Source organism: Acetobacter sp. DsW_059 (assembly GCF_002153695.1).
Classification (GTDB): domain Bacteria; phylum Pseudomonadota; class Alphaproteobacteria; order Acetobacterales; family Acetobacteraceae; genus Acetobacter; species Acetobacter thailandicus.
The window spans coordinates 101159-126427 of the sequence record NZ_JOPI01000014.1; the positions used below are offsets into that span (position 1 = coordinate 101159).

The 25269-nt window shown below is 50.4% G+C and carries 25 protein-coding genes; 6 read left to right on the plus strand and 19 right to left on the minus strand.

Annotated elements, in window-relative coordinates; all coding sequences use genetic code 11:
• Window positions 1-25: 25 nt before the first annotated feature.
• From lpxK to HK25_RS03815, 12 genes are all read right to left on the minus strand, one after another.
• The gene (gene lpxK, locus HK25_RS03760) at window positions 26-1024 is read right to left on the minus strand and encodes a tetraacyldisaccharide 4'-kinase (protein WP_086635348.1); all 999 of its coding nucleotides are present in this window, start codon (window positions 1022-1024) and stop codon (window positions 26-28) included.
• Window positions 1021-2898, minus strand: coding sequence for a glycosyltransferase N-terminal domain-containing protein (locus HK25_RS03765; protein WP_233127658.1), 1878 nt, complete (start codon window positions 2896-2898; stop codon window positions 1021-1023). The genes lpxK and HK25_RS03765 overlap by 4 nt, the downstream gene beginning before the upstream one ends.
• A 147-nt stretch (window positions 2899-3045) precedes the next feature.
• Window positions 3046-3540: a DUF934 domain-containing protein gene (locus HK25_RS03770; RefSeq protein WP_086554198.1), complete on the minus strand. Its 495-nt coding sequence runs from the start codon at window positions 3538-3540 to the stop codon at window positions 3046-3048.
• A complete protein-coding gene (locus HK25_RS03775) occupies window positions 3527-5221 on the minus strand; it encodes a nitrite/sulfite reductase (protein ID WP_086635350.1) in 1695 nt (564 codons plus the stop codon). Before HK25_RS03775 ends, HK25_RS03770 begins: the two co-directional genes overlap by 14 nt.
• 49 nt (window positions 5222-5270) lie before the next feature.
• Window positions 5271-5591: a DUF2849 domain-containing protein gene (locus HK25_RS03780; RefSeq protein WP_086554196.1), complete on the minus strand. Its 321-nt coding sequence runs from the start codon at window positions 5589-5591 to the stop codon at window positions 5271-5273.
• A 128-nt stretch (window positions 5592-5719) separates the two neighbouring features.
• A complete protein-coding gene (locus HK25_RS03785; protein ID WP_086635351.1) occupies window positions 5720-6781 on the minus strand; it encodes a sulfate/molybdate ABC transporter ATP-binding protein in 1062 nt (353 codons plus the stop codon).
• Window positions 6778-7581, minus strand: coding sequence for a sulfate ABC transporter permease (locus HK25_RS03790; RefSeq protein ID WP_173559884.1), 804 nt, complete (start codon window positions 7579-7581; stop codon window positions 6778-6780). Before HK25_RS03790 ends, HK25_RS03785 begins: the two co-directional genes overlap by 4 nt.
• Window positions 7578-8429 (minus strand): sulfate ABC transporter permease subunit CysT, encoded by an 852-nt coding sequence (cysT, locus tag HK25_RS03795; RefSeq protein WP_086635353.1) that lies wholly within the window; start codon window positions 8427-8429, stop codon window positions 7578-7580. Before cysT ends, HK25_RS03790 begins: the two co-directional genes overlap by 4 nt.
• 49 nt (window positions 8430-8478) lie before the next feature.
• Window positions 8479-10359, minus strand: a complete 1881-nt coding sequence (gene cysC / locus HK25_RS03800) for an adenylyl-sulfate kinase (RefSeq protein WP_086635354.1) — start codon at window positions 10357-10359, stop codon at window positions 8479-8481.
• A 24-nt stretch (window positions 10360-10383) separates the two neighbouring features.
• Window positions 10384-11178: a sulfate adenylyltransferase subunit CysD gene (cysD, locus tag HK25_RS03805; RefSeq protein WP_086554191.1), complete on the minus strand. Its 795-nt coding sequence runs from the start codon at window positions 11176-11178 to the stop codon at window positions 10384-10386.
• A gap of 53 nt (window positions 11179-11231) precedes the next feature.
• On the minus strand, window positions 11232-11918 hold the full coding sequence (locus tag HK25_RS03810) for a phosphoadenylyl-sulfate reductase (RefSeq protein ID WP_086635355.1): 687 nt from the start codon (window positions 11916-11918) through the stop codon (window positions 11232-11234).
• A gap of 273 nt (window positions 11919-12191) precedes the next feature.
• Entirely contained in the window at window positions 12192-12503 is a 312-nt protein-coding gene (locus HK25_RS03815) for a DUF333 domain-containing protein (RefSeq protein ID WP_233127660.1), read from the minus strand.
• Between the two features lie 223 nt (window positions 12504-12726).
• On the opposite strand from HK25_RS03815, the gene bioB reads away from it, so the two are divergent.
• From bioB to HK25_RS03835, 4 genes are read left to right on the plus strand one after another with little or no spacing between them, the layout of a single operon-like run.
• Complete coding sequence (gene bioB, locus HK25_RS03820; RefSeq protein WP_086635356.1) at window positions 12727-13749, plus strand: biotin synthase BioB; 1023 nt, start codon at window positions 12727-12729, stop codon at window positions 13747-13749.
• Between the two features lie 25 nt (window positions 13750-13774).
• A complete protein-coding gene (queE, locus tag HK25_RS03825; RefSeq protein WP_086635357.1) occupies window positions 13775-14416 on the plus strand; it encodes a 7-carboxy-7-deazaguanine synthase in 642 nt (213 codons plus the stop codon).
• Window positions 14417-14419: 3 nt separating this feature from the next.
• A complete protein-coding gene (queC, locus tag HK25_RS03830) occupies window positions 14420-15148 on the plus strand; it encodes a 7-cyano-7-deazaguanine synthase QueC (protein ID WP_086635358.1) in 729 nt (242 codons plus the stop codon).
• The gene (locus HK25_RS03835) at window positions 15141-15671 is read left to right on the plus strand and encodes a 6-carboxytetrahydropterin synthase (RefSeq protein WP_086635359.1); all 531 of its coding nucleotides are present in this window, start codon (window positions 15141-15143) and stop codon (window positions 15669-15671) included. The genes queC and HK25_RS03835 overlap by 8 nt, the downstream gene beginning before the upstream one ends.
• Before the next feature lie 9 nt (window positions 15672-15680).
• On the opposite strand, the gene HK25_RS03840 is transcribed toward HK25_RS03835, so the two are convergent.
• From HK25_RS03840 to fabI, 3 genes are all read right to left on the minus strand, one after another.
• On the minus strand, window positions 15681-17195 hold the full coding sequence (locus HK25_RS03840; RefSeq protein WP_086554185.1) for a malate:quinone oxidoreductase: 1515 nt from the start codon (window positions 17193-17195) through the stop codon (window positions 15681-15683).
• Window positions 17196-17444: 249 nt separating this feature from the next.
• Entirely contained in the window at window positions 17445-18518 is a 1074-nt protein-coding gene (gene aroC / locus HK25_RS03845) for a chorismate synthase (protein WP_086635360.1), read from the minus strand.
• A gap of 10 nt (window positions 18519-18528) precedes the next feature.
• Window positions 18529-19365 (minus strand): enoyl-ACP reductase FabI, encoded by an 837-nt coding sequence (fabI, locus tag HK25_RS03850; RefSeq protein ID WP_086554183.1) that lies wholly within the window; start codon window positions 19363-19365, stop codon window positions 18529-18531.
• 197 nt (window positions 19366-19562) lie between these two features.
• On the opposite strand from fabI, the gene pdxH reads away from it, so the two are divergent.
• Together pdxH and HK25_RS03860 are read left to right on the plus strand one after the other, a co-directional pair.
• The gene (pdxH, locus tag HK25_RS03855; RefSeq protein WP_086635361.1) at window positions 19563-20189 is read left to right on the plus strand and encodes a pyridoxamine 5'-phosphate oxidase; all 627 of its coding nucleotides are present in this window, start codon (window positions 19563-19565) and stop codon (window positions 20187-20189) included.
• 43 nt (window positions 20190-20232) lie between these two features.
• Window positions 20233-21111, plus strand: a complete 879-nt coding sequence (locus HK25_RS03860; protein WP_086635362.1) for a universal stress protein — start codon at window positions 20233-20235, stop codon at window positions 21109-21111.
• A 38-nt stretch (window positions 21112-21149) separates the two neighbouring features.
• On the opposite strand, the gene HK25_RS03865 is transcribed toward HK25_RS03860, so the two are convergent.
• The 4 genes from HK25_RS03865 to HK25_RS03880 are packed head-to-tail and all read right to left on the minus strand — an operon-like array spanning window position 21150 to window position 25268.
• Window positions 21150-21965, minus strand: coding sequence for an MBL fold metallo-hydrolase (locus tag HK25_RS03865; protein ID WP_086635363.1), 816 nt, complete (start codon window positions 21963-21965; stop codon window positions 21150-21152).
• Window positions 21966-21984: 19 nt separating this feature from the next.
• Complete coding sequence (locus tag HK25_RS03870) at window positions 21985-22773, minus strand: TatD family hydrolase (protein ID WP_086635364.1); 789 nt, start codon at window positions 22771-22773, stop codon at window positions 21985-21987.
• Between the two features lie 3 nt (window positions 22774-22776).
• Window positions 22777-24315: a methionine--tRNA ligase gene (gene metG, locus HK25_RS03875; RefSeq protein WP_086554178.1), complete on the minus strand. Its 1539-nt coding sequence runs from the start codon at window positions 24313-24315 to the stop codon at window positions 22777-22779.
• Entirely contained in the window at window positions 24312-25268 is a 957-nt protein-coding gene (locus HK25_RS03880) for a DNA polymerase III subunit delta' (protein WP_086635365.1), read from the minus strand. Before HK25_RS03880 ends, metG begins: the two co-directional genes overlap by 4 nt.
• Window position 25269: the final 1 nt, after the last annotated feature.

Below are 25269 nucleotides of genomic sequence, written 5' to 3' on the forward strand. Positions count from 1 at the left end.
AGAGCCGTTTTTTTATTAAAAAAGCTCACAAGCCTGTCTCCGGCATGAGTGTATGCAAAATTTTCTCAGGCACTGCATCATCCTGCCAGACCAGCTCCACATCTGTTACGCTGACAACGGAGCGAAAAAACTCCGGTAATCTGGCATAATCTTTAGGCGTTGTCACAAGCTGCGCCTGATGTTCACTCGCCAGAGCCTGCAAACACTCAAGCTCTGCAGTTTTATAAAAATGATGGTCAGCAAAAGATATGGTTTTCACCAGGAGGATACCAGCCTTCGCCAGGCTGTCAAAAAACTTACCAGGCCGACCTATACCGGCAAAAGCAATACAGTTTTTATCTCTCAGCGCAATGCTGTCAGCAAAACAGGTTTGCAAACCCGCCTGTATGATTTTTTCTGGCGGAAAACTGCCTGCATAACGTGACAGAAAGCCTGTCTTATCCTCACCAATTATCATAATCGCAGAAGCACGTGACAGTGCCCTCTGCGGACTTTCCCGCAACGGACCGGCAGGAAGAACCTGTCCGTTGCCCAAGCCTGCCGCACCATCAATAATCAGCAAAGAAAAATCTTTATGGAGGGTAAAGTTTTGAAAACCATCATCCATAATCAGGCACTGTGCACCACGGGCCACGGCCGCACGCGCTGATAAAGCACGGTTTCCACCGATCCATGTCGGGCTTACTGCTGCGAGCAGCAGTGCTTCATCCCCTACATCTTCAGCTGTATGACGTGTCAGATCAACCTGAACAGGCCCTTTGAGTTTGCCCCCGTAGCCACGCAGTAAAATATGCGGGGTAATATTTTTATTTTTTAAGCGAACAGCAAAGTCGATTACGACTGTTGTCTTACCGGTGCCTCCGGTTGTTATATTACCACAGCATAAAACCGGCACAGAAGCCTTAAAACTGCGCTGCCTCTCTTTTCCTGCGGCAATGAGCTTAACGCCCCAGGCTAAAGGTGAAAGCAGTAATGACTGCCAGCCTGTTTGCTGTTTTTGCCAGAAAAGAGGCGATTGTCTCATGCCTGCACCAGGGCCATAATTTTTTCTGTTAACGTCATCAGTAAACCTGAGTGACCGGCAATAGCTTCTTTAGCGGCGACCGCACGCGCCATCATCACCTGTTTGTCTGACAACACAGAGATGACCCACTCTGCCAGGCTTTCTGCTGAATGCGTTACTGTGACACTCTGACCAAGCATTTCAAAAGCATCGGTAAAGTTTTGGATCAGCGGCCCCGTGGCCAGGGCATTATCAAGCCGGGCAGGCTCAAGCGGATTATGCCCGCCACCATGCCCCTTAACCTCTTCCAGGCTGTTGCCGATAAATACGCAGTCTGAAACACGGTAAAACAAACCCAGCTCATCCAGAGTATCACACACCCATACGGGCGTAGTGCTGTCAGGGAGCGCCCCCATCGAACGGCGTGGCGCCCCCCCGGCAAGAGCGGCAACAACATTACCACGCTCAGGATGCCGGGGAACGATAACTGTCAGAAGTTGTGGTATTTTTTTTCTTGCAAGAGCAGCAGCCTGCAAAATGATCTCTTCTTCACCCTCATGCGTGGAGGCTGCCAGAAAAACCGGACGCCCCTCAGTGCATTTTTTCACCTGCAGCAAAGCTTTTTCATCAACAGGCAGAGGCGGGGCGGCCATTTTAATATCGCCTGTGGGGCCATAATTCAGACGGCCAAAGGCGGAAAAATGTGCTTTATCCTGCGCCGAGCGCGGAAAAACCCAGCGACACCGCTCAAGCATACGACGAATAACATCAGGTGCTTTTGACCATGTGGCCAGTGAACGCTCTGACATTCGCCCGTTGACCAGGATTACCGGAAGATTTTTAGCATGACACAGGCCGAAGAGATTAGGCCACAGCTCACTCTCAGTGAAAACGGCAACCTGAGGCTGCCAGTAAGACAAAAATCTCTTACCCCAGCGGGGCACATCAAACGGTACAAACTGATGAATGATATTATTATTTGTTTTTAAAGTATTTTTTCTTTTTTCGACAAGCTGAGCAGCTGTCACCGTACCTGTTGTCACAAGCGCATGACAGTCAGGATTATATGTCAGACAACTTTCGACAAGCGGTAAAACTGAAACAACTTCACCAACACTGGCAGCATGGAACCATATCACCTTTCCACTGGGACGAGAGCATGTCGCAAACCCCATTTTCTCACGTACACGGGATGGCAGCTCTTTACCTTTGCTCTGACGCCAGCGAAGGAGAAATGGCAAAGCAGGTGATAAAACGCTTGCAGCACCATACCACAGGCAGGAAGGGGTAATTTTCAGAGGATGAAAAAAAGCAGAGGAGACTGATACTGTCCTGTGGCATCTTTTTTCTTCCGCCAGCATCATTTGCCTGGTCAGACTTTCGGTCAGCTGATGAGTTGCTTCTTCATTTTTTCTATCGGGATAAATCGGATCAGCACAAACAAAAGCACCCCGGCCAAAAGGCAGAGGAAAAAACATTTTATCCCATGATTTTAAACGAAAACCAGAGCAGGACGCACCCACAGGCACCACCGGTTTATCTGTCAGTGAGGCCAGAGCCAGCGTGCCCTGCTGCACAATACGACGAGGACCACGTGGCCCGTCAGGGGTAATAGCAACCAGACTGCCATTTTTTAAACATGCGCGCATACGGCGTATAGCCGCTGCGCCCCCTTTATTTTTTCCTTTACGATCAGAAGACCCGGCAATGGACCAGATACGCCATGGCCGGACAATTTCAGCAATCATCCGCCCGTCAGCATTGCGGCTGATAAGCACATATAAACGTAGCTGTGAGTTTTGAGGTTCAGCCCACCACCAGATTACTGGTGTTAGCGGTAATATCTCATGCCAGAAAGCAACAATTGTTGTCAGACCATTTTGACCAGTTAACAACGTGTGAGCTTCTGGCGTAACCTCAAAACTCCACCTCGTTGTTTTTAAAGCAAAACCAAGATAGGCTCTGACAATATTTGTCAGAGCCTTCTGAAAAAAAGCCTCTTTAACAGAGGGCGTTTTGAGCCGGTCAGAAATGAGACAGCTCTAAAAAAGACGGCGACGCAAAGCAAAGCCTTCAGCGCGTTCGTTCTGCACTGAGGGCTGGTAAGCTACGGTAAAGGCTTTATGCGCACGCTCCCATGCGGCGACATCAGCCCCTTCAGGCAGAACAACATCGGTTACACCACAACGCAGCAAAAACTCATACTGGTCAGGCAGGATATGACCAGATGCGCGAATATCACCGGCAAACCTGAGATGCTCGCGCAAAGCACGCGCCTGGGTAAAACCACGACCATCACGAAACACAGGAAATACCACCTCTACGGCATCAAGCTGAGAGACAAAATTCCGTAAGCTCTCAACCTCATCACCAGAGGCCAGGACGACACCCAGACGCCCCTCTCTGCCATTTTTCTGCGCGATACCAGCATCAAGCTGACTGAGCGGTACAAGGATATCCCCCGATGGCAGAGTATCCTGCTCTGAAACTACAACCCAGGTATCATCCTGAATCTGACCATTTTTAAGCAGAGGCATAAACGGCATCCTTGAACGGTGCATTACCTAAACGGCGGCACGTCTCAATAAACTGCTCACCGGCCTTACGGCTGGCAAGATAGGTGTCAATGATACGTGCAATCGCATCAACGGTTTCATCTTCAGACAGTGCTGAGCCGAGGATCTGCCCGATGGACACTTCGCTCTGGTCAGACGCGCCACCAAGAGTAATCTGAAACGCTTCCTGTCCGCGTTTATCTACACCGAGAATGCCGATATGGCCAGCATGGTGATGACCACAGGCATTAATGCAGCCCGAAATATTCAGGCGCAAAGTGCCAATTTCGCGCTGCAGCTCGGGGCTGGAGAAGCGTTCGCTGATTTTCTGAGAGATGGGAAGGGAGCGCGCATTAGCAAGCGAGCAGTAATCCAGCCCCGGGCAGGCAATAATATCAGTAATAAAGCCCGCATTTGCAGTTGCCAGAGCATAGGTCTGAAGGGTTTTCCATAGCGCATAGAGCGCATCCTGGCGCACATGGCCCAGCACAACGTTTTGCACGTGTGTAATACGCAGCTCACCAAAACTGTACTGATCGGCAAGATCAGCCAGAACATTCATCTGTTCAGCCGTCACATCACCGGGAATACCACCGGGAGGTTTGCATGAGACGGTAACAGAAATATAGCCAGGCTGTTTATGCTGATGCGTATTGGTATGCACCCAGGCATCAAACTCCTGGTCAGCTTTACGCTGATGAGCAAGCTTCTCTGCCGCATCTTCAGGAGGCAGAAAAACAGGAGCACCAAAACGGGCACGGATATCCTCCACCACGCTTTCAGGCAGTTTGTAGCGGGCTTTATCCATCGCAGCGAATTCGGCATTAACATGCTCAAGGAATTTGTCGGCACCAAGAGCCTGCACCAGAATTTTAATACGAGCCTTATAGATATTATCGCGACGGCCAAAAGCATTATACACACGCAAAATCGCCTCAAGGTAAGCGATCAGATGTTCTTCAGGCAGGTCGTCACACAGCTTAACGCCGACAACGGGGGTACGCCCAAGGCCACCACCGACATAAACCTCGAAAACAGTACGGCCATCTTTGCCAGGATGCGCTTTAAGGCCAATATCATGGAAACGTGCTGCAACACGGTCTCTTGGGCTGCCTGAAATAGCAATTTTGAACTTACGCGGCAGAAAGGTGAATTCCGGGTGCAGGGTAGACCACTGACGCAAAATTTCAGCATATACACGCGGGTCGAGCACCTCATCACTGGCGGCACCGGCAAACTGATCTGCCGTTACGTTACGGATACAGTTGCCGCTTGTCTGAATAGCGTGCATTTCAGTTTCGGCCAGAAGCTCAAGAATTTCCGGCGTATCTTCAAGCTTAATCCAGTTAAACTGAATGTTCTGCCTGGTAGTAAAATGCCCGTATCCCCGGTCATAACGCTCTGCGATATGCGCCAAAGTGCGCATCTGTGAAGAGCTGACAACACCATAGGGAATAGCAACACGCAGCATGTATGCGTGGAGCTGCAGATAAAGGCCATTCATCAGTCGAAGCGGTTTAAACTCTTCTTCCGTCAGCTCACCGGACATACGGCGTGCCACCTGATCACGAAACTGGGCAATGCGCTGCTTTAAAAAAGCTTTATCAACAGCATCATAAGAATAGCGCCCGACAGACAGGGCAGGGTGAGGAGTTTGGGGCATTTTTTACCGACTTTGACTGAAGAAGAAAAATAAAATCCAGACAGGCAGATCAGGAGGCCGAAGGAGCAAACTGAGGGTGTGTGCTTGGGCCATCAGCACGTATAATTTCACGTGTTGTCACAGGCACCGGCCCCGCATCTGTCAGAGTGACCTGCACCCCATAAATGCCAACCAGACCTTCCTGCTGAGCCAGCCCCTGATATTTGGGCAGAATCTGCTCAATTTCAGTATTATCAAACACTCTGGCCTGTTTGAGGAAAGGCTGCCACGATCCATCTGCCGCCAGCCAGACAATACGACCATCAAGCAGATTGTTCGCGGTCAGAACACTCGACCCTTCTGTGTCACGGCGGTTATTTCTACGGTCCATTTCACACTCTCACAACACATCTGAAGCCAGGCCGGCAGAAATTCACGCCGGCATATCGTTGATAAAATACTGTTATCTGACGAAAAACAGCCAGTATATGCTGCATAATAACAGTTTTTTACGTGAAATCAAACAATCCTCTGTCCATTCCTGAAAAGACGGGCCTCTGCAATATTTAACCCCTGGCAGGAATCAGAAACGGACTGGTGCTTTGTATGCACCGGAAAAAATACTGGCACACTACGCTCAGGCAACTGTGCTGAATAATGCAGAAAACCATTGCGCCGGCCATGACGCACCAGCGCAACCTTACCCCCGGTTGCTGCATTTTCAGGAAAAATCTCAAACGGTCGTATCATTGCTTCTGCCGGGCCGGCAGGACATGAGGTTGCAAACGGCAAAACACCGGCTTCGTCAGGTATAAAAAGACCTGTATCAGCCTGAATGATACCTTTGAAACTGACGGCTTCTCCCAGAAACTCCATCACAAAGGCTGTTTCGGGTGCTTCATCAAGCTGGGCCGGGCTTGCATTCTGCACAATACGCCCGTGCTGCATCACGACAATACGATCCGCAACTTCAAGAGCTTCTTCCTGATCATGAGTGACGAGAATAGTTGTCAGGCCAAGCTGATCATGTAAGGCACGAAGCCAGGTTCTGATTGCACGGCGCACAATCGGATCAAGAGCACCAAAGGGCTCATCAAGCAGCAACACATCAGGACGCGTTGCGAGCGCACGGGCAAGGGCCACGCGCTGACGCTGACCGCCAGACAGGCGGGAAGGGTAAGCCTTACCCAGATCAGGAATCTGCATAAGGTCTAACAGTTCCTGCACACGAGCCGAAATCTCAGATGCTGACGGACGCTGCGCCTTTGACAAAACATCCAGGCCAAAACTGATGTTACGGGCAACTGTCATATGCGGAAAAAGTGCGTAGCTCTGAAACACAAAACCGACTTTTCCCGCTCTCTCCTGAATACTGGCCAGGGTCTCTCCGTTCAGGGAAACAGTCCCTGTATCATATTTATCAAGGCCGGCGATAGCGCGCAAAAGGGTGGTTTTACCTGCACCTGATGGCCCGACAAGGGCGACAAATGCACCGCTTTCGACTGACAATGACACATCACTGAGTAATATGCGCTCACTACCGGGAGCACATCTGATCAGGTTTTCAACAACAACACTCATGAGGGATCTTCCCGGGTGCGGTTCATAAAATCAGGAAGTGAACGTAAAAAGACAACGGTCATCGACATAAATGCAAGCAAAGCTGCCATCGTGAAGGCTGCCACCGTCTGATAACCATTATACAGGCTTTCAATATGTAAAGGCATTGTTTCTGTCAGTCCCGGGATATGCCCTGACACCACAGAAACCGCACCAAACTCGCCCATTGCACGGGCTGTTGTCATGAGAACACCAGAAAATAACGCAACCCGTGCACCAGGCAATGTCACTCTGAACAAAATTTGCCAGAACCCTGCACCTGCCAGAGTTGCGGCCTCTTCAGCGTCGCGCCCCTGCTGCTCCATCAATGGGATAAGTGTGCGCACAACATAGGGCAGGGTAACAAATAATGTCGCCAGAATGATACCAGGCACCGCAAAAGCGATCTGGATCCCCATACGATCAAGTGCAGAACCCCACCAGCCCTGCGCACCAAACAACAAAAGCCAGACCAGACCAGAAACAACAGGAGAAATGCTCAGAGGCAGTTCGACCAGCACCAGCAACAAACCTCGCCCCGGAAAGCGAAAGCGGGTCAGAAGCCAGGCTGCAAGAATGCCAAATATCGTATTCAGCACGACCGCAACCACAGTCACCTCAAGTGTCAGCTCAATCGCTGCGATACCATCCGGGTCCTGAAGCGTTTTCAGAGCGGGCATAATGCCATGACTCAGTGCTTCGGCAAGAATAACAGCTGGTGGCATCAGCAAAACCAGGCCAATCAGCCCCCAGGTTGCGCACCACAGAAAAAAGCGGGTCATGATGCAGATGTCCAGACTGAGAGTTTTTTGCGAACGGCGCCGACAAAAATCAGAGACAGAAAAGAAATCAGCAACAAAATAAGAGCGATAGCCGTAGCACCGGAATAATCGAACTCCTGCAGGCGCACGACAATAAGTAAAGGTGCTATTTCACTTTTAAACGGCTGATTACCTGCAATAAAAATAACAGAGCCATATTCGCCCATACCCCGCGCAAAAGCGAGGCCAAATCCGGTTATAACTGTGGGGATAAGGGGTGCGAGCAGAACCCGCCCTATAACCTGCCGGGGTCTGGCGCCAAGAAGTCTGGCTGCCTCTTCAAGCTCGTGGGGCAGGTTTTTTAAAACAGGCTCAATTGTCCTGACCATAAAAGGCAGGCCAACAAACATAAGAGCCAGAACAATACCCGTGCGGGTATAGGCAACATCAATGCCTATTTTGGACAGAGGAGCACCAAGCCAGCCTCTGGGGCTGTAGAGCGTAGCCAGTGTAATGCCTGACACCGCAGTTGGAATAGCAAGTGGCAGATCAATCAGAGCATCAGCCATTTTACGGCCAGGAAGATGACCGCGAACCAGCATCCATGCCAGAAACCAACCCAGAGGAATATTTAAGAGTGCAGCAGCAACCGCACTCGAAAAACTGGTCCATAACGCTGCAAACATACGTGTATCATGCAGCTCGTTCAAAACCATGCCAAAACCATTTTGCCAGGGACGCAATGCCAGAGCAAAAAGAGGCAAAATAATAAAAAAACCGGTCCAGACGAGTGTCACAGTAAGTGACAGACGATAGCCGGGCAGGGTGGAATCTCCTCCCTGCCAGAAGAGAGCAAAAGCTTTTTTCATTTTTCCGGCTACCATAAGCAAGCGTTAGCCCATGACACTAAACAGGTGACTACAGAGTTTTACGCGCAGATGCAGCAAGAGCTACATTGCCTTTAATAAAGTCTGTCAGTTTTTTTACACCCGCATCAGCACCATTGTCAGCTGTTTCAAGGCGCAGGGCAGGACTTTCAGGAGCTTCATACGGCGCATCGATACCGGTGAAACCTGAAATTTTTCCGGCACGGGCTGCTGCATATAACCCTTTAGGGTCACGCTGTTCACACACAGAAAGAGCAGCATCAACAAAGACTTCATTAAAATCTGAGCCAATAATCTGCTGTGCGAGAGCACGATCAGAACGTAACGGGGAAATCAGGGCGACAAGAACAACCTGACCTGCATCACTCAGAATTCTGGCCACTTCAGCTGCACGACGAACATTTTCTGTCCGGCTTTCTTCTGAAAAACCAAGGTCTTTGCACAGGCCTGCACGCAGCGTATCCCCATCAAGCACACTTACATTAAGGCCCTGAGCAAAAAGCTGAGCCTCTGCACCGCGGGCCAGAGTACTTTTCCCTGAGCCGGAAAGCCCGGTCAGCCAGTACACGCCACTGCGATGACCAGCCTGACGTGCACGGTCAGCCTGTGTTACGCGGCTTGCACTGGGGTGAATAGCATTTTCGCCCTGAGCAACTGCAGCAGCACCAATCAGCGGTGCACCGCCAACGATACGCTGCTGACGATCAACCAGAACACCACGACCATCAGCGGTACCCGGTGTAAAAGGGTCAAACAAAATATTTTCTGAAGCGGCAAATGTAACCTCAGCAAAACCTTCAGCAGGCACTTCATCGCCAGGGTTCTGTGTCAGGTTCTCAAGGTCAAGTACACTGTCAATCGATGCAATTGTTACATCATGCTCTGCTGTCGCCAGGCGCAGCTTAAAGCTCTCACCAACATGTAGCGGTTCCTGACGCAGCCAGAACAGACGGGCTTTAATGCGTGATGCACTCACAGGAGATGCCTCGGGCTGAAACAGAATATCACCACGATCGGGGATAACATCCGGCTCAAGCGTTACAGCGACAGACTGCCCTGAAACGGCAGAAATCTGCGGGGCTGTGTGCCAGCTTTCGATAGAGGCAATACGGGCAGGTGTTTTCTGTGTGCCAATAATGACCGTTTCACCAACGCGAACACGACCACGTTCGATACGACCGGCAACATAGCGTTTATCTCCAAAACGATAAACATCCTGCACCGGCAGACGCAGGGGCAGCTCGTTACGGGATTCAGGTGAGGGAACAGCTGACAGCGCTTCTGTCAGCGTCGGACCTTTGTACCATGGTGTACGCTCTGAACGTGCTGCAATATTATCACCATCACGAGCAGAAGCCGGAACAAAAACAGCAGCTTTCAGATGCAGTTTCTCCAGCAGGTCAGTCACTGACTCCTGAACGGCCTCAATTTTTTTCTGATCAAAATCAAGAAGATCAGCTTTATTAAGCAAAACGATGACATGCCTGATGCCGATAAGATGCAGCAGCATTGCATGACGACGTGTCTGCTCCTGAGCGCCTTCGGCTGCATCAACAACCAGCACAGCGGCCTCTGCATCGGCGGCACCGGTTATCATATTACGCAAAAACTGACGGTGGCCGGGGGCATCAACAATAACAAATTCACGTTTGTTCAGATGAAACGGGATACGGGTTGAATCAACCGTAACGCCCTGGTCACGTTCAATCTGCAAAGAGTCGAGCAGAAAGCTCCACTCAATTTTGAGGCCACGTTTTTTAGATGATTCAATAATCTGGGCGACCTTACCATCCTGCAGATTATCTGTATCGTGCAGCAGCCGGCCAATAAAAGTAGATTTACCATGATCGACATGGCCAACAATAACAATTGGCGTTGCTGCTTCGTGAGAAAAAGTATTGCTCTGGGTCATGATCTTTCCTGTCCGCACTAAATATCAGAGATAACCTGCAACACGCAGACGTTCGAAGGCATCTTCAGACTCATGATCCATCGCGCGGCCTGAACGCTCAGATGTCCGTGTCGTTTCCAGCTCTGCAATAACCTCAGCAAGTGTTGAGGCATTACTTTCAACCGGACTGGTAATATCCTGATCACCCAGAGAGCGATAACGTTTACCATCTTTTGCAAAATACAGATCGACCAGCGGGATACCTTCACGCTCGATGTAACGCCAGATATCAATCTCTCTCCATGAAAGAAGAGGATGAACACGAATATGCATACCTTCTTCATGCGGGGTGGCATACTGGTCCCAGAACTCGGGAGGCTGATTGCGGATATCCCATTTATGGCTGGCACCACGAGGGCTGAAAACGCGCTCTTTAGCACGGGTGCCCTGTTCGTCACGACGAATGCCGGCAATAACACCCTGCAGGCGGTGCTTCTCAATCATAGCCGCAAGACCAGCCGTTTTACGGGCAGCCGAACGGGCAGCCGGAGGAAGAGAAGGGTCCATTTCCTCTACAGGCGGGCAATCCCCAAGGAGCAGATCAAGCTCCCATTTTTTTGTATATTCATCGCGAAATTCGTACATTTCACGAAATTTTTTGCCTGTATCAACATGCATGACAGGAAAAGGCACACGACCCAGAAAGGCTTTTTTCGCCAGCCACACCATGACGTTTGAGTCTTTGCCCAGAGACCATAACATGGCCAGAGGACGCAATTTACGATAGGCCTCACGCAGAATGAAAATGCTCTGAGCCTCAAGCTGATCTAAATGGTCCATAATGGATAAAAACCTGTTTCTAAAAAGTAAATTAAACCGTCACAGCATGCACCTTAGCGGGCTGTGTGAATACCGCATTCTGTTTTGGCAAGGCCGGCCCATCGTCCTGACCGTGCATCCTGCCCCTCTTTTACAGAATGTGTGCATGGCGCACATCCGATTGAAGGGTAACCCTCAGCAACCAGGGGGTGCGGAGGCAGGTCACGACGCACCATTTCCTGCCTGATCTCATCAGCTGACCATGCGGCAAGAGGATTGAGACGAACCTGGCCGTCATCTTTAACTTCGACAACAGACAAGGCCTGCCGTGTTATGGCCTGACCACGTTTACGCCCGGTAACAAGCACAGGATAAGGCAGGCAGGCCGTATCAAGCGGCTCAACTTTGCGAATACGGCAACAGGCGTCAGGGTCAAAAGCCCACAGCTCACCTGTAGGATCGAATTCGGCAATTCGGGCAGGGGGCGGAGCCGCGTCCTGCACGTTTGTCAAACCCAGTCTCTCAGCCAGCTCCTTACGGTAACGTAAAGTCTCAGGAAAATGCTGACCTGTTTGCAGAAAAATCACAGGCAAAGCCGGATCAGCCTCAGCGACGAAGGCCAGCAACAGCGCAGATTCAGCGCCAAAAGATGACATGACGGCAATCTTACCAGGCAGCAGTTCAGAGGCCCGCCTTAAAAGATTAACCGGATCGTCTTCTGATTTCTTCAGTTCCTGAAGCACACTGGCTGTGACTGTCATCTGATTTCCCTCAAAAACAGGGTCTATGTTCTGATAGTGACTTATTCATTCGTAGTTTGAAATGCAAGCAACCAAATAATTCACTTTCTGATCAGTATTTAAGATTTTAACCGGATTAATGAAAAAAATTATAAAAATTCCACTTCAATAGCGTTGAACCCACAAATTACATATGGTGCTCTCCCGTCGTATTATCATTTAGTTGGCATAATATATCTTATAGGATTTATATATCAGAGGGGGAAACCGATAGTCTCCCGCAACTGAATGATGTTATTTCGATGCTCCTGCCGCTGCCTGATCAGGATTGTTCTGACGAAACAAGGTCCACTGTTCGGTCACTGTACCATCTGGCAAGTGGCAGTATGTGATCTGTCCCTTGCTTTCATTGCGTATCTCAATAGTCCCTTTCTGCTTTATGCAATACACGGTTGCAGGATTAGGCACTCTCAGAGTGCGAACCTGTGTCGTCTTGGTCAGAGATGCATCGGCAGATGGTTGATCAGGATGGCTGCATGCTGTCAGTCCTGCTGCCAGTGCGAAAATAACCATTCCCTTTTTAAAAGGTGAAAAATGAATCTGCATATCCTTGAGATACCCCCTTAAATTTCAAGAGAAACGACCTGATATATAAGATCATTTAACTCTTTTTTTACTGCTTATTATGAACTATAACTTAAAAAATTAACAGGTGCAGGCCGGATTTCCGTCTCTGTAGCAGAGGGCATCTCTCCTGCTGGCTTTCATGTTATAAAGCGACTATACTCGCCCCATTCTCTATCTCTCAATATTCAGGATTGCATATATTATGGCTGACGGTTCGCCTATCGCCCCCTTCTCTTCTGGTGCGCCCCAGTGTCGCAATGACTGGACTGTTGCTGAAATTCAGGCCCTGCTTGACCTCCCGTTTCCTGAGCTGATGTTTCGTGCACAGGCAATACATCGTGCCAGCTTTGACCCGACCGATATTCAGATCTCAACTCTTCTCTCTATTAAAACCGGTGGATGCCCTGAGGACTGTGCCTACTGCCCACAAAGCGCCAGGCATGAAGAAAGCGTGAAAGCTGACCGTCTGATGGCGGTTGAGAAAGTTCTGGAAGAAGCACGTAAAGCAAAAAGCGCAGGTGCAAGCCGCTTCTGCATGGGCGCCGCCTGGCGTTCGCCTAAAGAGCACGACCTGGAAACAGTCTGCTCTATGATTGAGGGCGTGAAGGAACTGGGACTTGAGACCTGTGTAACGCTGGGTATGCTCGATACAGACCAGGCTGAGAAACTTAAAAAATCAGGCCTCGATTATTATAACCACAACCTTGATACATCTCCTGAATTTTACGGTGAAATTATTACAACCCGCACCTATCAGGATCGTCTGGATACGCTCTCAAACGTACGTGATGCAGGCATTAACGTCTGTTGTGGCGGTATTGTCGGCATGGGAGAAAATGAAACAGACCGTGCTGGCCTGATTGCTGGCCTGGCTACCCTGCCCGTTCACCCTGAAAGCGTGCCCATTAACCTGCTTGTACGCGTTAAAGGAACCCCTCTGGGTGAAGCTGAGACCGTTGATCCCATAGACTTTGTACGCATGATTGCTGTTGCACGAATCACCATGCCAAAAAGTCGTGTGCGTCTGGCAGCGGGTCGTGAAAATATGAACGATGAGACACAAACCCTGTGCTTCCTGGCGGGTGCTAACTCAATCTTCTACGGTGAACGTCTGCTCACAACCCCAAACCCTCAGGCGCAGAGAGATCGTAAGCTGCTTGATCGTCTTGGTATGCATACAACAGGTATCGGCCTGGATGCCGTACCAGTACACGCACCTGCATGAGCAACCATAAACCGGCTTTTATTTGATGACGTATTCAGTAAAGGAAATCTTTCTGACACTTCAGGGTGAAGGTGGTCAGGCCGGACGAGCCGCCGTGTTTTGCCGTTTCACAGGATGCAACCTGTGGAGCGGTCGCTCTGAAGACCGTGAAAAAGCACAGTGCCAGTTCTGCGATACTGATTTTATCGGCACCGATGGCCCTGGCGGCGGTAAGTTTGAAACAGCTGAAAATCTTGCCTCTGCCATTGCTTTGCAGTGGCCTGCTGATAGCGATTCTTACAGCCATCGGCTCGTTGTTTTTACCGGGGGCGAGCCACTCCTTCAGCTTGATGACGCTCTGATCAGTGCTATGCACAAACAGGGCTTTTCAGTAGCTGTCGAAAGCAATGGCACTATTGCCGCACCCGAAACGATAGACTGGGTATGTATCAGCCCCAAAGCAGGCACTGACCTTGTCCAGACGAGTGGAACCGAGCTGAAGCTGGTTTATCCTCAGCCTGGGCTTGATCCCGCGTCACTTACCGCTCTTGATTTTAAACATTTCTGGCTCCAGCCAATGGATGGTGCCAATCAGCAGGACAACATACAGGCCGCTATCCGCTACTGTCTGCAGCACCCTCAATGGGGTCTGTCTCTGCAAACGCATAAACTGACAGGTATCCCCTAAGTTATGACCTTTCCGTCGCATTATCTGAATGAATCTGCTCTCGTACTATTTTCAGGCGGTCAGGATTCTGCAACGTGTCTCGCCTGGGCGCTGGCTCAGTTCGGCCGTGTCGAAACGCTTGGTTTCGATTACGGTCAGCGCCATGCTATTGAACTTGAATGTCGCAAAACCCTCAGAGAGGGTATGACGGCGCTTAATCCATTATGGTCTGAACGCCTTGGTGAGGATCACACCCTTGCTCTGGGGGCCCTGGGCGATATTTCTGAAACGGCACTGACACGTAATGCAGAGATTGCGATGGCCGAAAACGGATTGCCCAATACCTTTGTACCCGGCCGCAACATTATTTTTCTGACTTTTGCCGCAGCTCTGGCTGCCCGTCGTGGTATTCGTCATATTATTACCGGCGTGTGCGAAACAGACTATTCCGGCTATCCGGATTGCCGTGACGATACGATTAAAGCCGTGCAGGTCGCGTTAAATCTGGGCATGGAAAGTCGCTACGTGCTGCACACTCCTCTGATGTGGATCGATAAAGCCGAAACATGGCGCCTGGCAAAAAATATTGGCGGGCAATCCCTCGTCACACTCATCAATCAGGAAAGTCATACCTGCTACATGGGTGAACGTGGCCCGGCTCATGCATGGGGGCATGGGTGCGGTCACTGCCCTGCCTGCGACCTGCGCAAAGCTGGATGGGAAAATTATAACGGGCCTGCGCCACATGCCTGATCTTGTTTTTACCCGTCGTTTTTCCATGGGGCACAGACTGGTACACGGAGCAAGCGAGCGCTGCGCCCTTCCCCATGGTCACAATGAATTTGTAACTGTGCGCCTCGCCAGCACAAGCCCTGCTCCGCTTGATGGTTCTGGCAATATGCCGGTCTCTTTTCAGCAGGCAAAAAGTACCTGGCATCATTTCATTGATGAAAAACTCGACCATGCCCTGCAACTGGCAGAGGATGACCCGCTACTATTATGGTTTGAAGCAAACGAACCCGAACGTGCTCAGCGCATCGTCGTCACCCCGGGAGATCCCACAACGGAACTCATGGTCTGCCTGATGATGGCAAAGCTCAATGCCTTTTTAAAGGCAGAGGGCGGACTGTTAGTATGCACTGAGGTCTCATTACAGGAGACCCCCACCAACACTGTCACTTTTGATGGCAACCCGGAGGATTTTTTACCTCGCCCCCGGGCACCTGAACAATGCTGGTGGTACAGGCCGGATATGTCGATATCTGACCCGTTATAAGAGGTCTTTTCAGACCTCTGCCCGCCCTGGGTTGTTAAGTTTCAGTATTTCAGATGTCTTCTCACGCAGCTTGCGACACAGTTCAGGATTATCAGCCAGTTTCTGACCGTAAGAAGGCACAATTTCCTTAAGCTTAGCGTCCCATTCAGGCAATTTATCTGCAAAGCATTTCTTCAGCACTGACAGCATAATCGGGGCTGCAGTTGATGCACCGGGAGAAGCACCAAGCAGTGCAGCAACCGAACCATCCTGGCTCGAAATAACCTCCGTACCGAACTGAAGCACGCCACCTTTTGCCGCGTCTTTTTTAATAATCTGCACACGCTGGCCTGCTGTAACCAGCTCCCAGTCTTCAGCTTGTGCATCAGGAATAAAATCACGCAGCGCGTTAATACGCTCTTTATTTGATTCCATTACCTGCTGAATCAGATACCGTGTCAGGTCCCAGTTATCACGGGCAACCGCCAGCATTGGCAGAATATTGCCTGTTTTAACAGATTTAGGCAGGTCGAGGAGCGAACCTTTTTTAAGGAAGCGTGTTGAGAACCCGGCATATGGTCCGAACAGCAGAGCACGCTTGCCATCGATCATTCTTGTATCAAGATGAGGTACAGACATTGGTGGTGCACCAACTGATGCCTTGCCATACACTTTGGCACCGTGACGCGCGATGATGTCAGGGTTTTTACACCGCAGGAATTGCCCGCTCACCGGGAAACCACCTACACCGCGTGATTCAGGAATACCAGTTTTCTGGAGTAATGGCAGAGCACCACCACCGCACCCGATAAATACAAACTTCGCCTTAACAGTAAACTGTGTGTTGACTGTCAGATTATGCACTCTGAGCTGCCAGCCACCCGCCGGGTCACGTGTAATATCCAGAACATCATGACCGGTGTTAATGGTGCAGTGACCACTCTCTTTAAGATATTTTGTCAGCAGATGCGTTAAGGCGCCAAAGTTAACGTCTGTGCCATTAAGGCTGCGTGTAACGGCGAGTTTTTCACCAGGTTTACGATTCTGCATCACGAGAGGCATCCATTCTGCCATCTGTGCAGGATCTTCCGAATACTCCATCCCTTCAAACAGCGGGTGCTGACTCAGCGCCTCGTAGCGTTTACGCAAAAATTCAGTATTTTTTTCACCCCATACAAAGCTCATATGCGGGATAGGCGTAATAAAATCCTCTGGATTTTTAATGAACCCGTTTTCAACCAGAAAGCTCCAGAACTGCCTGGAAACCTGAAAGGCCTCATTCACACCGACAGCTTTGCTGATATCAACGCTGCCATCTGGTTTTTGTGGCGTATAATTCAGCTCACAGAGAGCTGAATGCCCTGTGCCTGCATTATTCCATGCATCTGAACTCTCCTGAGCAACATCCTCAAGACGTTCAAAAATGCTGATCTTCCAGTCTGGCTGCAACTGTGTGAGCAGGGTTCCCAGGGTGGCGCTCATCACGCCTCCGCCGATTAAAGCGACATCAACCGAGGATACATTACTGGTTGGGGTGGAACTCATGATGATCTCCGCAAATAACAAACTTTGCTTTTAACCCGCAAACGATACGAAAAGACCTCAAAAAAAATATCATCTGACAAGCAAAAACATCAGGCTCATACTAAAAGCACCGTTAAGATGGTGAATATATGGCACAGCTTACACCATCTGCCTTCTCATCTCTGCGAGAGGTGGCATGAATTATAAAATTTATTTAGAAAATAGCGCCAGGCAGGGTATCACAATGATACTCCGGCCTGGCACGGGCGCTTAGCGGCCTGTCTGGCCTCTGTGACGCAAAAGATGATCTGCGAGAACACAGGCCATCATAGCTTCACCAACAGGCACCGCCCGAATGCCAACACAAGGGTCATGACGACCTTTTGTAATAACTTCTTTCTCCACACCATCGCTCGTGACTGATGGTACAGGAGTAAGCATCGAGCTGGTTGGTTTTACTGCAAAACGTGCAACCACAGGCTGACCGGTAGAAATACCACCGAGAATACCCCCTGCATGGTTAGCACCAAACGCAATCTGACCATCTCGCATAAACAGCGGGTCTGCGTTTTCAACTCCGGTTAAGGCAGCAGAAGCAAAGCCATCACCGATTTCAACACCTTTGACAGCATTAATGCTCATAAAAGCCGCTGCCAGATCTGAATCCAGCTTGCCATAAATGGGCGCGCCTAACCCGGCCGGTACGTTCTCGGCCACAACCTCAATCACGGCTCCGGCTGACAGGCCATTTTTACGGATGGTGGTCAGATACTCTTCCCATGCAGGCACGACAGAGGCATCGGGTGAGAAAAAGGGGTTATTGTTGACCTCACTCCAGTCCCACCCTGAGCGATCAATTTTGTGCGGGCCAAGCTGTATCAGGGCTGCACGTATTCTGACCTGCTCACCCAGAATGCGTCTCGCAACAGCGCCGGCAGCGACGCGCATTGCCGTCTCACGTGCAGAAGAGCGGCCACCCCCCCGATAATCACGAATGCCGTATTTAAGGTCATAGGTCAGATCAGCATGACCTGGCCTGTATGTCTGTGCGATGTCACCATAATCTCGTGAACGCTGATCTGTGTTTTCAATCAGAAGAGAAACAGGTGTGCCTGTCGTCTTCCCCTCAAAAACACCAGAAAGAATCCTGACAGCATCGGGCTCCTTACGCTGTGTCGTAAAAGAAGATGTGCCTGGTTTTCTGCGGTCCAGAAAAGGCTGAATATCAGCCTCTGATAAAACAAGACCAGGCGGAGACCCATCGACAACACAGCCAATAGCCGGCCCGTGACTTTCCCCCCAGGTCGTTACACGAAATAAATGCCCAAAAGTATTATGAGACACCACGTTCCTCTTATTCGATGGAAATATCCGGAGCTGAAGGGTTTTTCATACCAACGATGTGATACCCACAATCGACATGATGAACCTCCCCTGTCACACCGGCGGAAAGATCAGACAACATGTAAAGGCCTGCCCCACCGACATCGTCAAGAGAAACATTACGCTCAAGCGGTGAATTATGCTGGTTCCACTTAAGAATGTAGCGGAAATCGCCAATACCACTCGCGGCAAGGGTTTTGATCGGACCTGCCGAGACAGCATTAACACGAATGCCATCAGCCCCAAGATCGGCTGCCATATAACGTACTGACGCCTCAAGAGCTGCTTTGGCAACACCCATCACATTATAATGTGGCATTACCCGTTCTGCGCCAAGATAACTCAGCGTTAAAAGTGAGCCGCCTTTTTTCATCAGCCTTGAAGCACGCTGCGCAACAGCTGTGAAAGAAAAGCATGAAATATCCATTGCCGTCAGGAAAGCTTCTCTTGGTGTATCAACATAACGGCCGCGCAAATATTTTTTATCAGCCCAGCCGATAGCATGCACAACGAAATCGAGCTCTCCCCATTCTTTTTCCAGACGTTCAAACACGGCATCAATAGCCGCTTCATCTGATACATCGCAGGGAAGAACCAGCTGAGAACCAACACTTTCAGCCAGAGGGCGCAGACGCTTACCTAACGCCTCACCCTGATATGTAAAAGCAAGCTCACCACCCTGAGCCGCTACAGCACGAGCAATAGCCCAGGCGATAGAATGGTCGTTAGCTACGCCCATAATAAGACCTTTTTTGCCCTGCATCAGTGTGCCCTGTGTTGTACAGGCTGTCGCGTGCTCTGTTGTCATGCTCTATTCCTCAATTAAAAATATTGGGTTATTTAAAAATACGGGGTCATTTAAAGCCGGAGGCATCTGCCATACCCCAACACCCACTGATTTGCCTTTCCCGAAAACTAAAAGCAAGTGTATTCTCCCGGTTGACAAAGTGAAAACTAAGGCACTGTGTCTGACGAGCGATACCCTGAGAGATAAAAGAGCGACATATGGGCGATTATTCTCAAAATACAGAAAACACTCAGACGCTTCTTGACCTGAAGTCTGACCCCTTCGATTTATTTACTGACTGGATGGAAGAAGCAGAGGTCAGTGAACCATCAGATGCTAATGCTATGGTTCTGGCGACCAGCACACCCGATGGTCTCCCTTCCCTTCGGGTTGTTCTCCTCAAGGGTGTCGACCGAAACGGTTTTGTGTTCTACACGAACAAAGAAAGCCGCAAGGGCCTTGAACTGGCAGAAAACCCTTTTGTTTCCCTGCTGTTCCACTGGAAAAGCCTTCGCCGGCAAATCAGAATTGAAGGCGCTGTCTCCCCTGTTTCGGAGCAGGAGGCAGATCTCTATTTTGCCAGCCGCAGCAGAATGTCAAGGCTGGGAGCCGTTGCCTCAGACCAGTCACGCCCGCTTGAAAACCGTGAAATCTTTAAAAAACGCATTCAGGAGGCTGAAGAGCGCTACGAAGGACAGCAGGTGCCTCGTCCTGCCAACTGGTCAGGTTACAGAGTGAAGCCTTTAGCCTTTGAGTTCTGGCAGGAGCGTCCCTACAGATTACATGACAGAGCCCGCTGGACACCTGAAGCGAACACCTGGAGCGCGACAAGACTTTATCCCTGATTGTGATATAACAGCCAAAACAGAGTTAAGGAGTGTTACGCTAATGAAAGATGTAAGAAAGATTTTACTTCCTTTACCCAGTACCTCCAACGCAGAAGCCGCGCTGATACGCGGCTATAATTTTGCGCGGCGCTTTCATGCTCATCTTGCTGTTTTGCACATCAGATCTGATGGAAGAGACATAGCTCCCCTGGCCGGTGAAGGTCTGTCTGGTGCTATGGTTGAGGAGCTGATGCGCTCAGCTGAACATGAGAGTGCGCGAACCGCACACGACGTCCATCATCTGTTTGTCAGGTTTGTTGCCGAACATAAAGATATCGAAGTTGTGCCCCCGCATTCGCCATTCCCGGCTGATAAAGCAAGCATCAGCTTTTGTACGCTAACGGGCAACCCGGCAGAAATTATACCCTATCACGCACGCCTCTCTGACTTCACACTGGTGCCTCATCCTCAGTCTGGCGAAGAAGTGTCTTCTTCAGAAACCCTTCATTCAGTGCTGTTTGACAGTGGCCGCCCGGTTGTTATCGCACCACAAACGCCGACGACCGGCCTTATCAAACGTGTCTGTATCGCATGGAATGGCACAGCGGAGGCCTCATCAGCACTCCGCGCGGCTCTGGCCTGGGCTGTTGGTGCTGACGCCGTGCGTGTCCTCTACTGCGATGACTATCAGCGCAAAGGGCCTGACGTTGCAGATGTTATAGACTATCTGTCATTCCACGATATCAGAGCTGACACTGTAACATTTGCACCTGTTAATAAAGATGTTGGCAAAGGGCTGCTCGCGGCCTGTAAAGACTTTGATGCTGATATGCTGGTCATGGGTGCTTACTCCCACTCCAGGCTCAGGCAGCTTATCCTTGGCGGTGTAACACGCCATGTCCTGGAGCATGCCGACATCACAGTGCTTATGAGCCGCTGACTTTTATAAATACTCAGAAAACGTGCGTGGAGGAGAAATCAGATCTCTTCCATGTCACGCTCTGCCTGTGGAAGACTGAGCTTCATACCATCCCAGGCCGCCTCAATCCCAGATGGCAGATTTTTCTCCATCCACTGCCAGTCCATATCAGGCCCCATATGCGTAAGAATAATACGCTGTGGTTTTATAATTGCCTGCCACTCGACAATACGCTCAAGCCAGGCATGAGCAACATGTGGCTCGCGCTGAAAACAGCCAACGACCCAGGTTTCCACTCCGGCAAGAGCCTCCAGAGCCTGATCACTTAACTCAACAACATCGGTACTATAGGCAAAACGGCCGCAGCGAAGGCCAGCGGAACTTACCTTGCCGTGTATTTGCCCGAAAATCGTAAAACGATAGCCTGCCATGTTAAAATGACCGTAATCTGGCAAACAATTTGCTTCAACAACAGCCCGAAAAAATGAGGGCGGTGTCCAGGGCTGAAACACATAGCCAAACTTATTCCGGATATCATCGAGTGTTTCACGGCGGGCAAACGCTTTGATCGGCTCTTTTATAACTCTGTTTATCCCACGCACATCATCAAGACCAGCCACATGATCAGCATGGGCGTGCGTGAAAAATAACCAGCGAAAGGCACTGATACCGTTTGACAGAAGCTGATGACGAAGATCAGGCCCGGTATCAATCAGAATATTTTCGCCATTATCCATCTCAAGGAAAATGGAAGCGCGCGTACGCCTGTTACGGGGTTCAGACGGATCGCAACATCCCCATATGCCTGAGCCGTCATCTCCGCCTATCATTGGCACACCGGCTGACCCGCCGCACCCAAGAATGGTGACTTTCATCTCTGAACCACCTGCCCTGTTATGCTGCTTTTCGGAACAGCCTGAAAAAATTCTCAGTCGTCATGCGGGCAAAATCCTCTTCGCTTTGCCCAAACTCACGGGCAAGGCAAGCCGCTGTATGCGCAACAAAAGCAGGCTCATTTCGTTTGCCACGTTTAGGAACAGGCGCAAGATAAGGTGAATCTGTCTCAACCAGCACCCTCTCCCGTGGCAAAGAGCGGGCTACATCGCGAAATTCGCCACATTTCGGGAAAGTCGAAATACCAGAAAAACTGACGTAACCACCAAGATCAACCACACACCTGGCCAGATCTGCCCCTGATGCAAAACAATGCAGCAACATCGGGAAAGCACCCCGCTCCGTCTCTTCGCGCAGAATATGCGCAATATCGTCATCAGCCTGCCGGGCATGAATAACGAGCGGAAGACCAAGTTCACGGGCAGCGCCAATATGCCGCCTGAAACTCTCCTGCTGCAAAGGTCTGACCGCTTCTTCACCGTGAAAATAATCGAGCCCGCTTTCGCCAATACCGATAACTTCCGGTGCGCTGGCGATCTGAACGATATCTTCAACCTCAGGCAGAGTTTCTTCCCCGACGGAATCAGGGTGTGTACCAACTGTGCACCATATACGCACATCTGGCGTTGAAAAACGTGTCAGAGATTTTTGCTGAGCCGCACGTGACAGATAGGTCCCTATCGTGACCATACCGCTGACACCTGCGGCCTGAGCTGCGGCAAGCAGCCCCGGTATTTCTTCATCTTTAAAATGATCAAGATGACAGTGAGAATCAATCAGACCGGTCATAACTCAGCCAGCTTCCTGTTCGACATAACGGGGGAAAATACCCTGAGGCGCTGGCAGACTACGACCAGCCGGCAGCAGAACCTCAAGAGCAGCAAAGCTTCTCTCATCTTCATTAACACCCAGCTGCACCAGCATTTTCTCCATGCTCTGAGGCATAAAGGGCTGAAGCACTGTTGCGATACTGCGCAGCGTATCAAGCAGCACACGAAGAACGTCTTTCATACGCTCCTCATCTGTTTTACGGAGTGCCCAGGGTGCCTGATGGTCGATATAGGCATTACCTGCACGAATGACTTTCCACACATCTTCAAGAGCATCAGTCAGAGCACAGGCTGCCATGCGATCACTCAGAAGCTGCGGCAGAAGAGAAGCCTGACCAAGAAGCTGCTTATCCTCATCCGTCAGTACCCTGCGCTCAGGCACGACACCGCCACAGTTACGGGCAACGAGAGAGAGCGTGCGCTGACACAGGTTGCCCAAATCGTTCGCCAGCTCAATGTTATTTCTCATAATCATTGATTTACGTGACAGATCGCTGTCGCCGCCAAAAGGGACTTCACGCAGCAGAAAAAACCTGACGCTGTCGAGCCCGAATTCTTTTACAAGTTCACGTGGGTCAACAACATTACCCAGTGACTTGCTCATCTTCTGGCCTTCAACAGTCCACCAGCCATTTGCAAAAATCTTCTCAGGCAGCTCAATACCAGCAGCCATCAGGAATGCAGGCCAGTAAACGGCATGAAAACGAGCAATATCTTTGCCAACAAGGTGCAGACTGGCCGGCCAGAAAGCGGCTTTTTCTGCTGACATATCAGGATAATCAAGCGCGCTCAGGTAATTTGCCAGTGCGTCGAACCAGACATACATCACATGGTCTTCGTCACCTGGTACAGGGACACCCCATTTAAAGCTTGTACGGCTGATAGAAAGATCGCGCAGCCCCTGTTTTACAAAGCTGATAATCTCACGACGTGTGCTGTTTGGCCCTAAAAATTCAGGATTTTTCTCATACAGCTCAAGCAGTCTGTCCTGATATTCTGACAGTTTAAAGAAGTAAGACGGCTCCTTAACCCACTCAACCGGGGCGCCGGTAGGAGCTGTTTTTACACCATCTGCACCGGTAACAAGCTCATCCTCACCATAAAAGCACTCATCACGCAGCGCGTACCAGCCCTCATAAGCACCAGAGTAAATGGCACCATTTTCAGCCACTTTCTGCCACAAAGCCTGAGCACTTTTTATATGGCGCGGCTCGGTCGTGCGAATAAAATCGTCGTACGAAATAGCCATTACATCAGCCATATCGCGAAAATCTGCAGAAATACGATCAGTAAAAAGCTGTGGTGCTATGCCAGCATTCTGCGCGGCCTGTTCAACTTTCTGGCCATGTTCATCTGTTCCGGTCAGAAAGAAAACCTCATGCCCGGACAAACGATGAAAACGTGCGAGAACATCTGCCGCAACCGATGTATAAGCGTGCCCGATATGGGGGGCTCCGTTAACATAATAAATCGGCGTTGTGACGTAAAAACGACTGGTCATACTTTACCCGCAATCATCATCGCTTCGAGAAGCGCTTCCTGTTTATCAAGATTAAAATGGTCGGTCTCATTCTGAAGACGCATAACATTCTCCCACGCCTTAGCGAAAAAGACTGACTTTGTCAGTCCCTGCCTGGCTGAAGAACGGGCCTGTTCCTGCAGGGCATTTGATAACAGACTGAAAAATAAATTAAAACCATTCTCTTTTTTCAAAACTGTTTCAGCCACTATGTATGCATCACTTACTGAAACACCGTTAAGGGCCTGCTGCACCAGACCCGCCATCTGCCCGCCTTCATCAGCCAGAAGATCAAACACCCGCCCGGGAGAGCCCTGCGCTGCAGATAAAGCCCGTTCAAGCTCAGCCGGTGCTGTGCCCGGCGCCTCACGCGCGATCACGGCTGCCAGCTCGGAAGAGGACAAAGGTTTAAGATCAATACGCTGGCAACGGCTTCGTATTGTTGGCAGCAACCGCCCTGGTGAGGAAGATGTCAGCAACAACAGTGCAGACGGAGGTGGCTCCTCAAGAATTTTCAGTAACGCATTGGCAGCGTTACGGTTCATCCACTCGGCACCATCAACAATCACGACACGCCAGCCGCCCTCCGCCGCAGTGCGATGAAGGAAATCATTAACCGGACGCACCTCGTCCATAACAATTTCACCACGGTAACGCTGGCGTTTTTCGTCATAACTACGACTGATAACAAGCAAATCAGCATGTGTTGCCGCAGAGATGCGACGACCGGCAGGGCTTTCAGCGCTTTCCCCTCCCAGCACCATCCGGGCCAGATGAAATGCCAGAGTTGCCTTACCAATGCCCGGAGGGCCAGTCAGCAGCCAGGCATGCGGCATACGCCCTGAACGCTTAGCCTCTGTGAAAAGCTGAATCGCCGACTGATGCCCCTGTAAATGCAGGGAGGACAAACGGGGATCTTCTCCGGGTGACGTCATT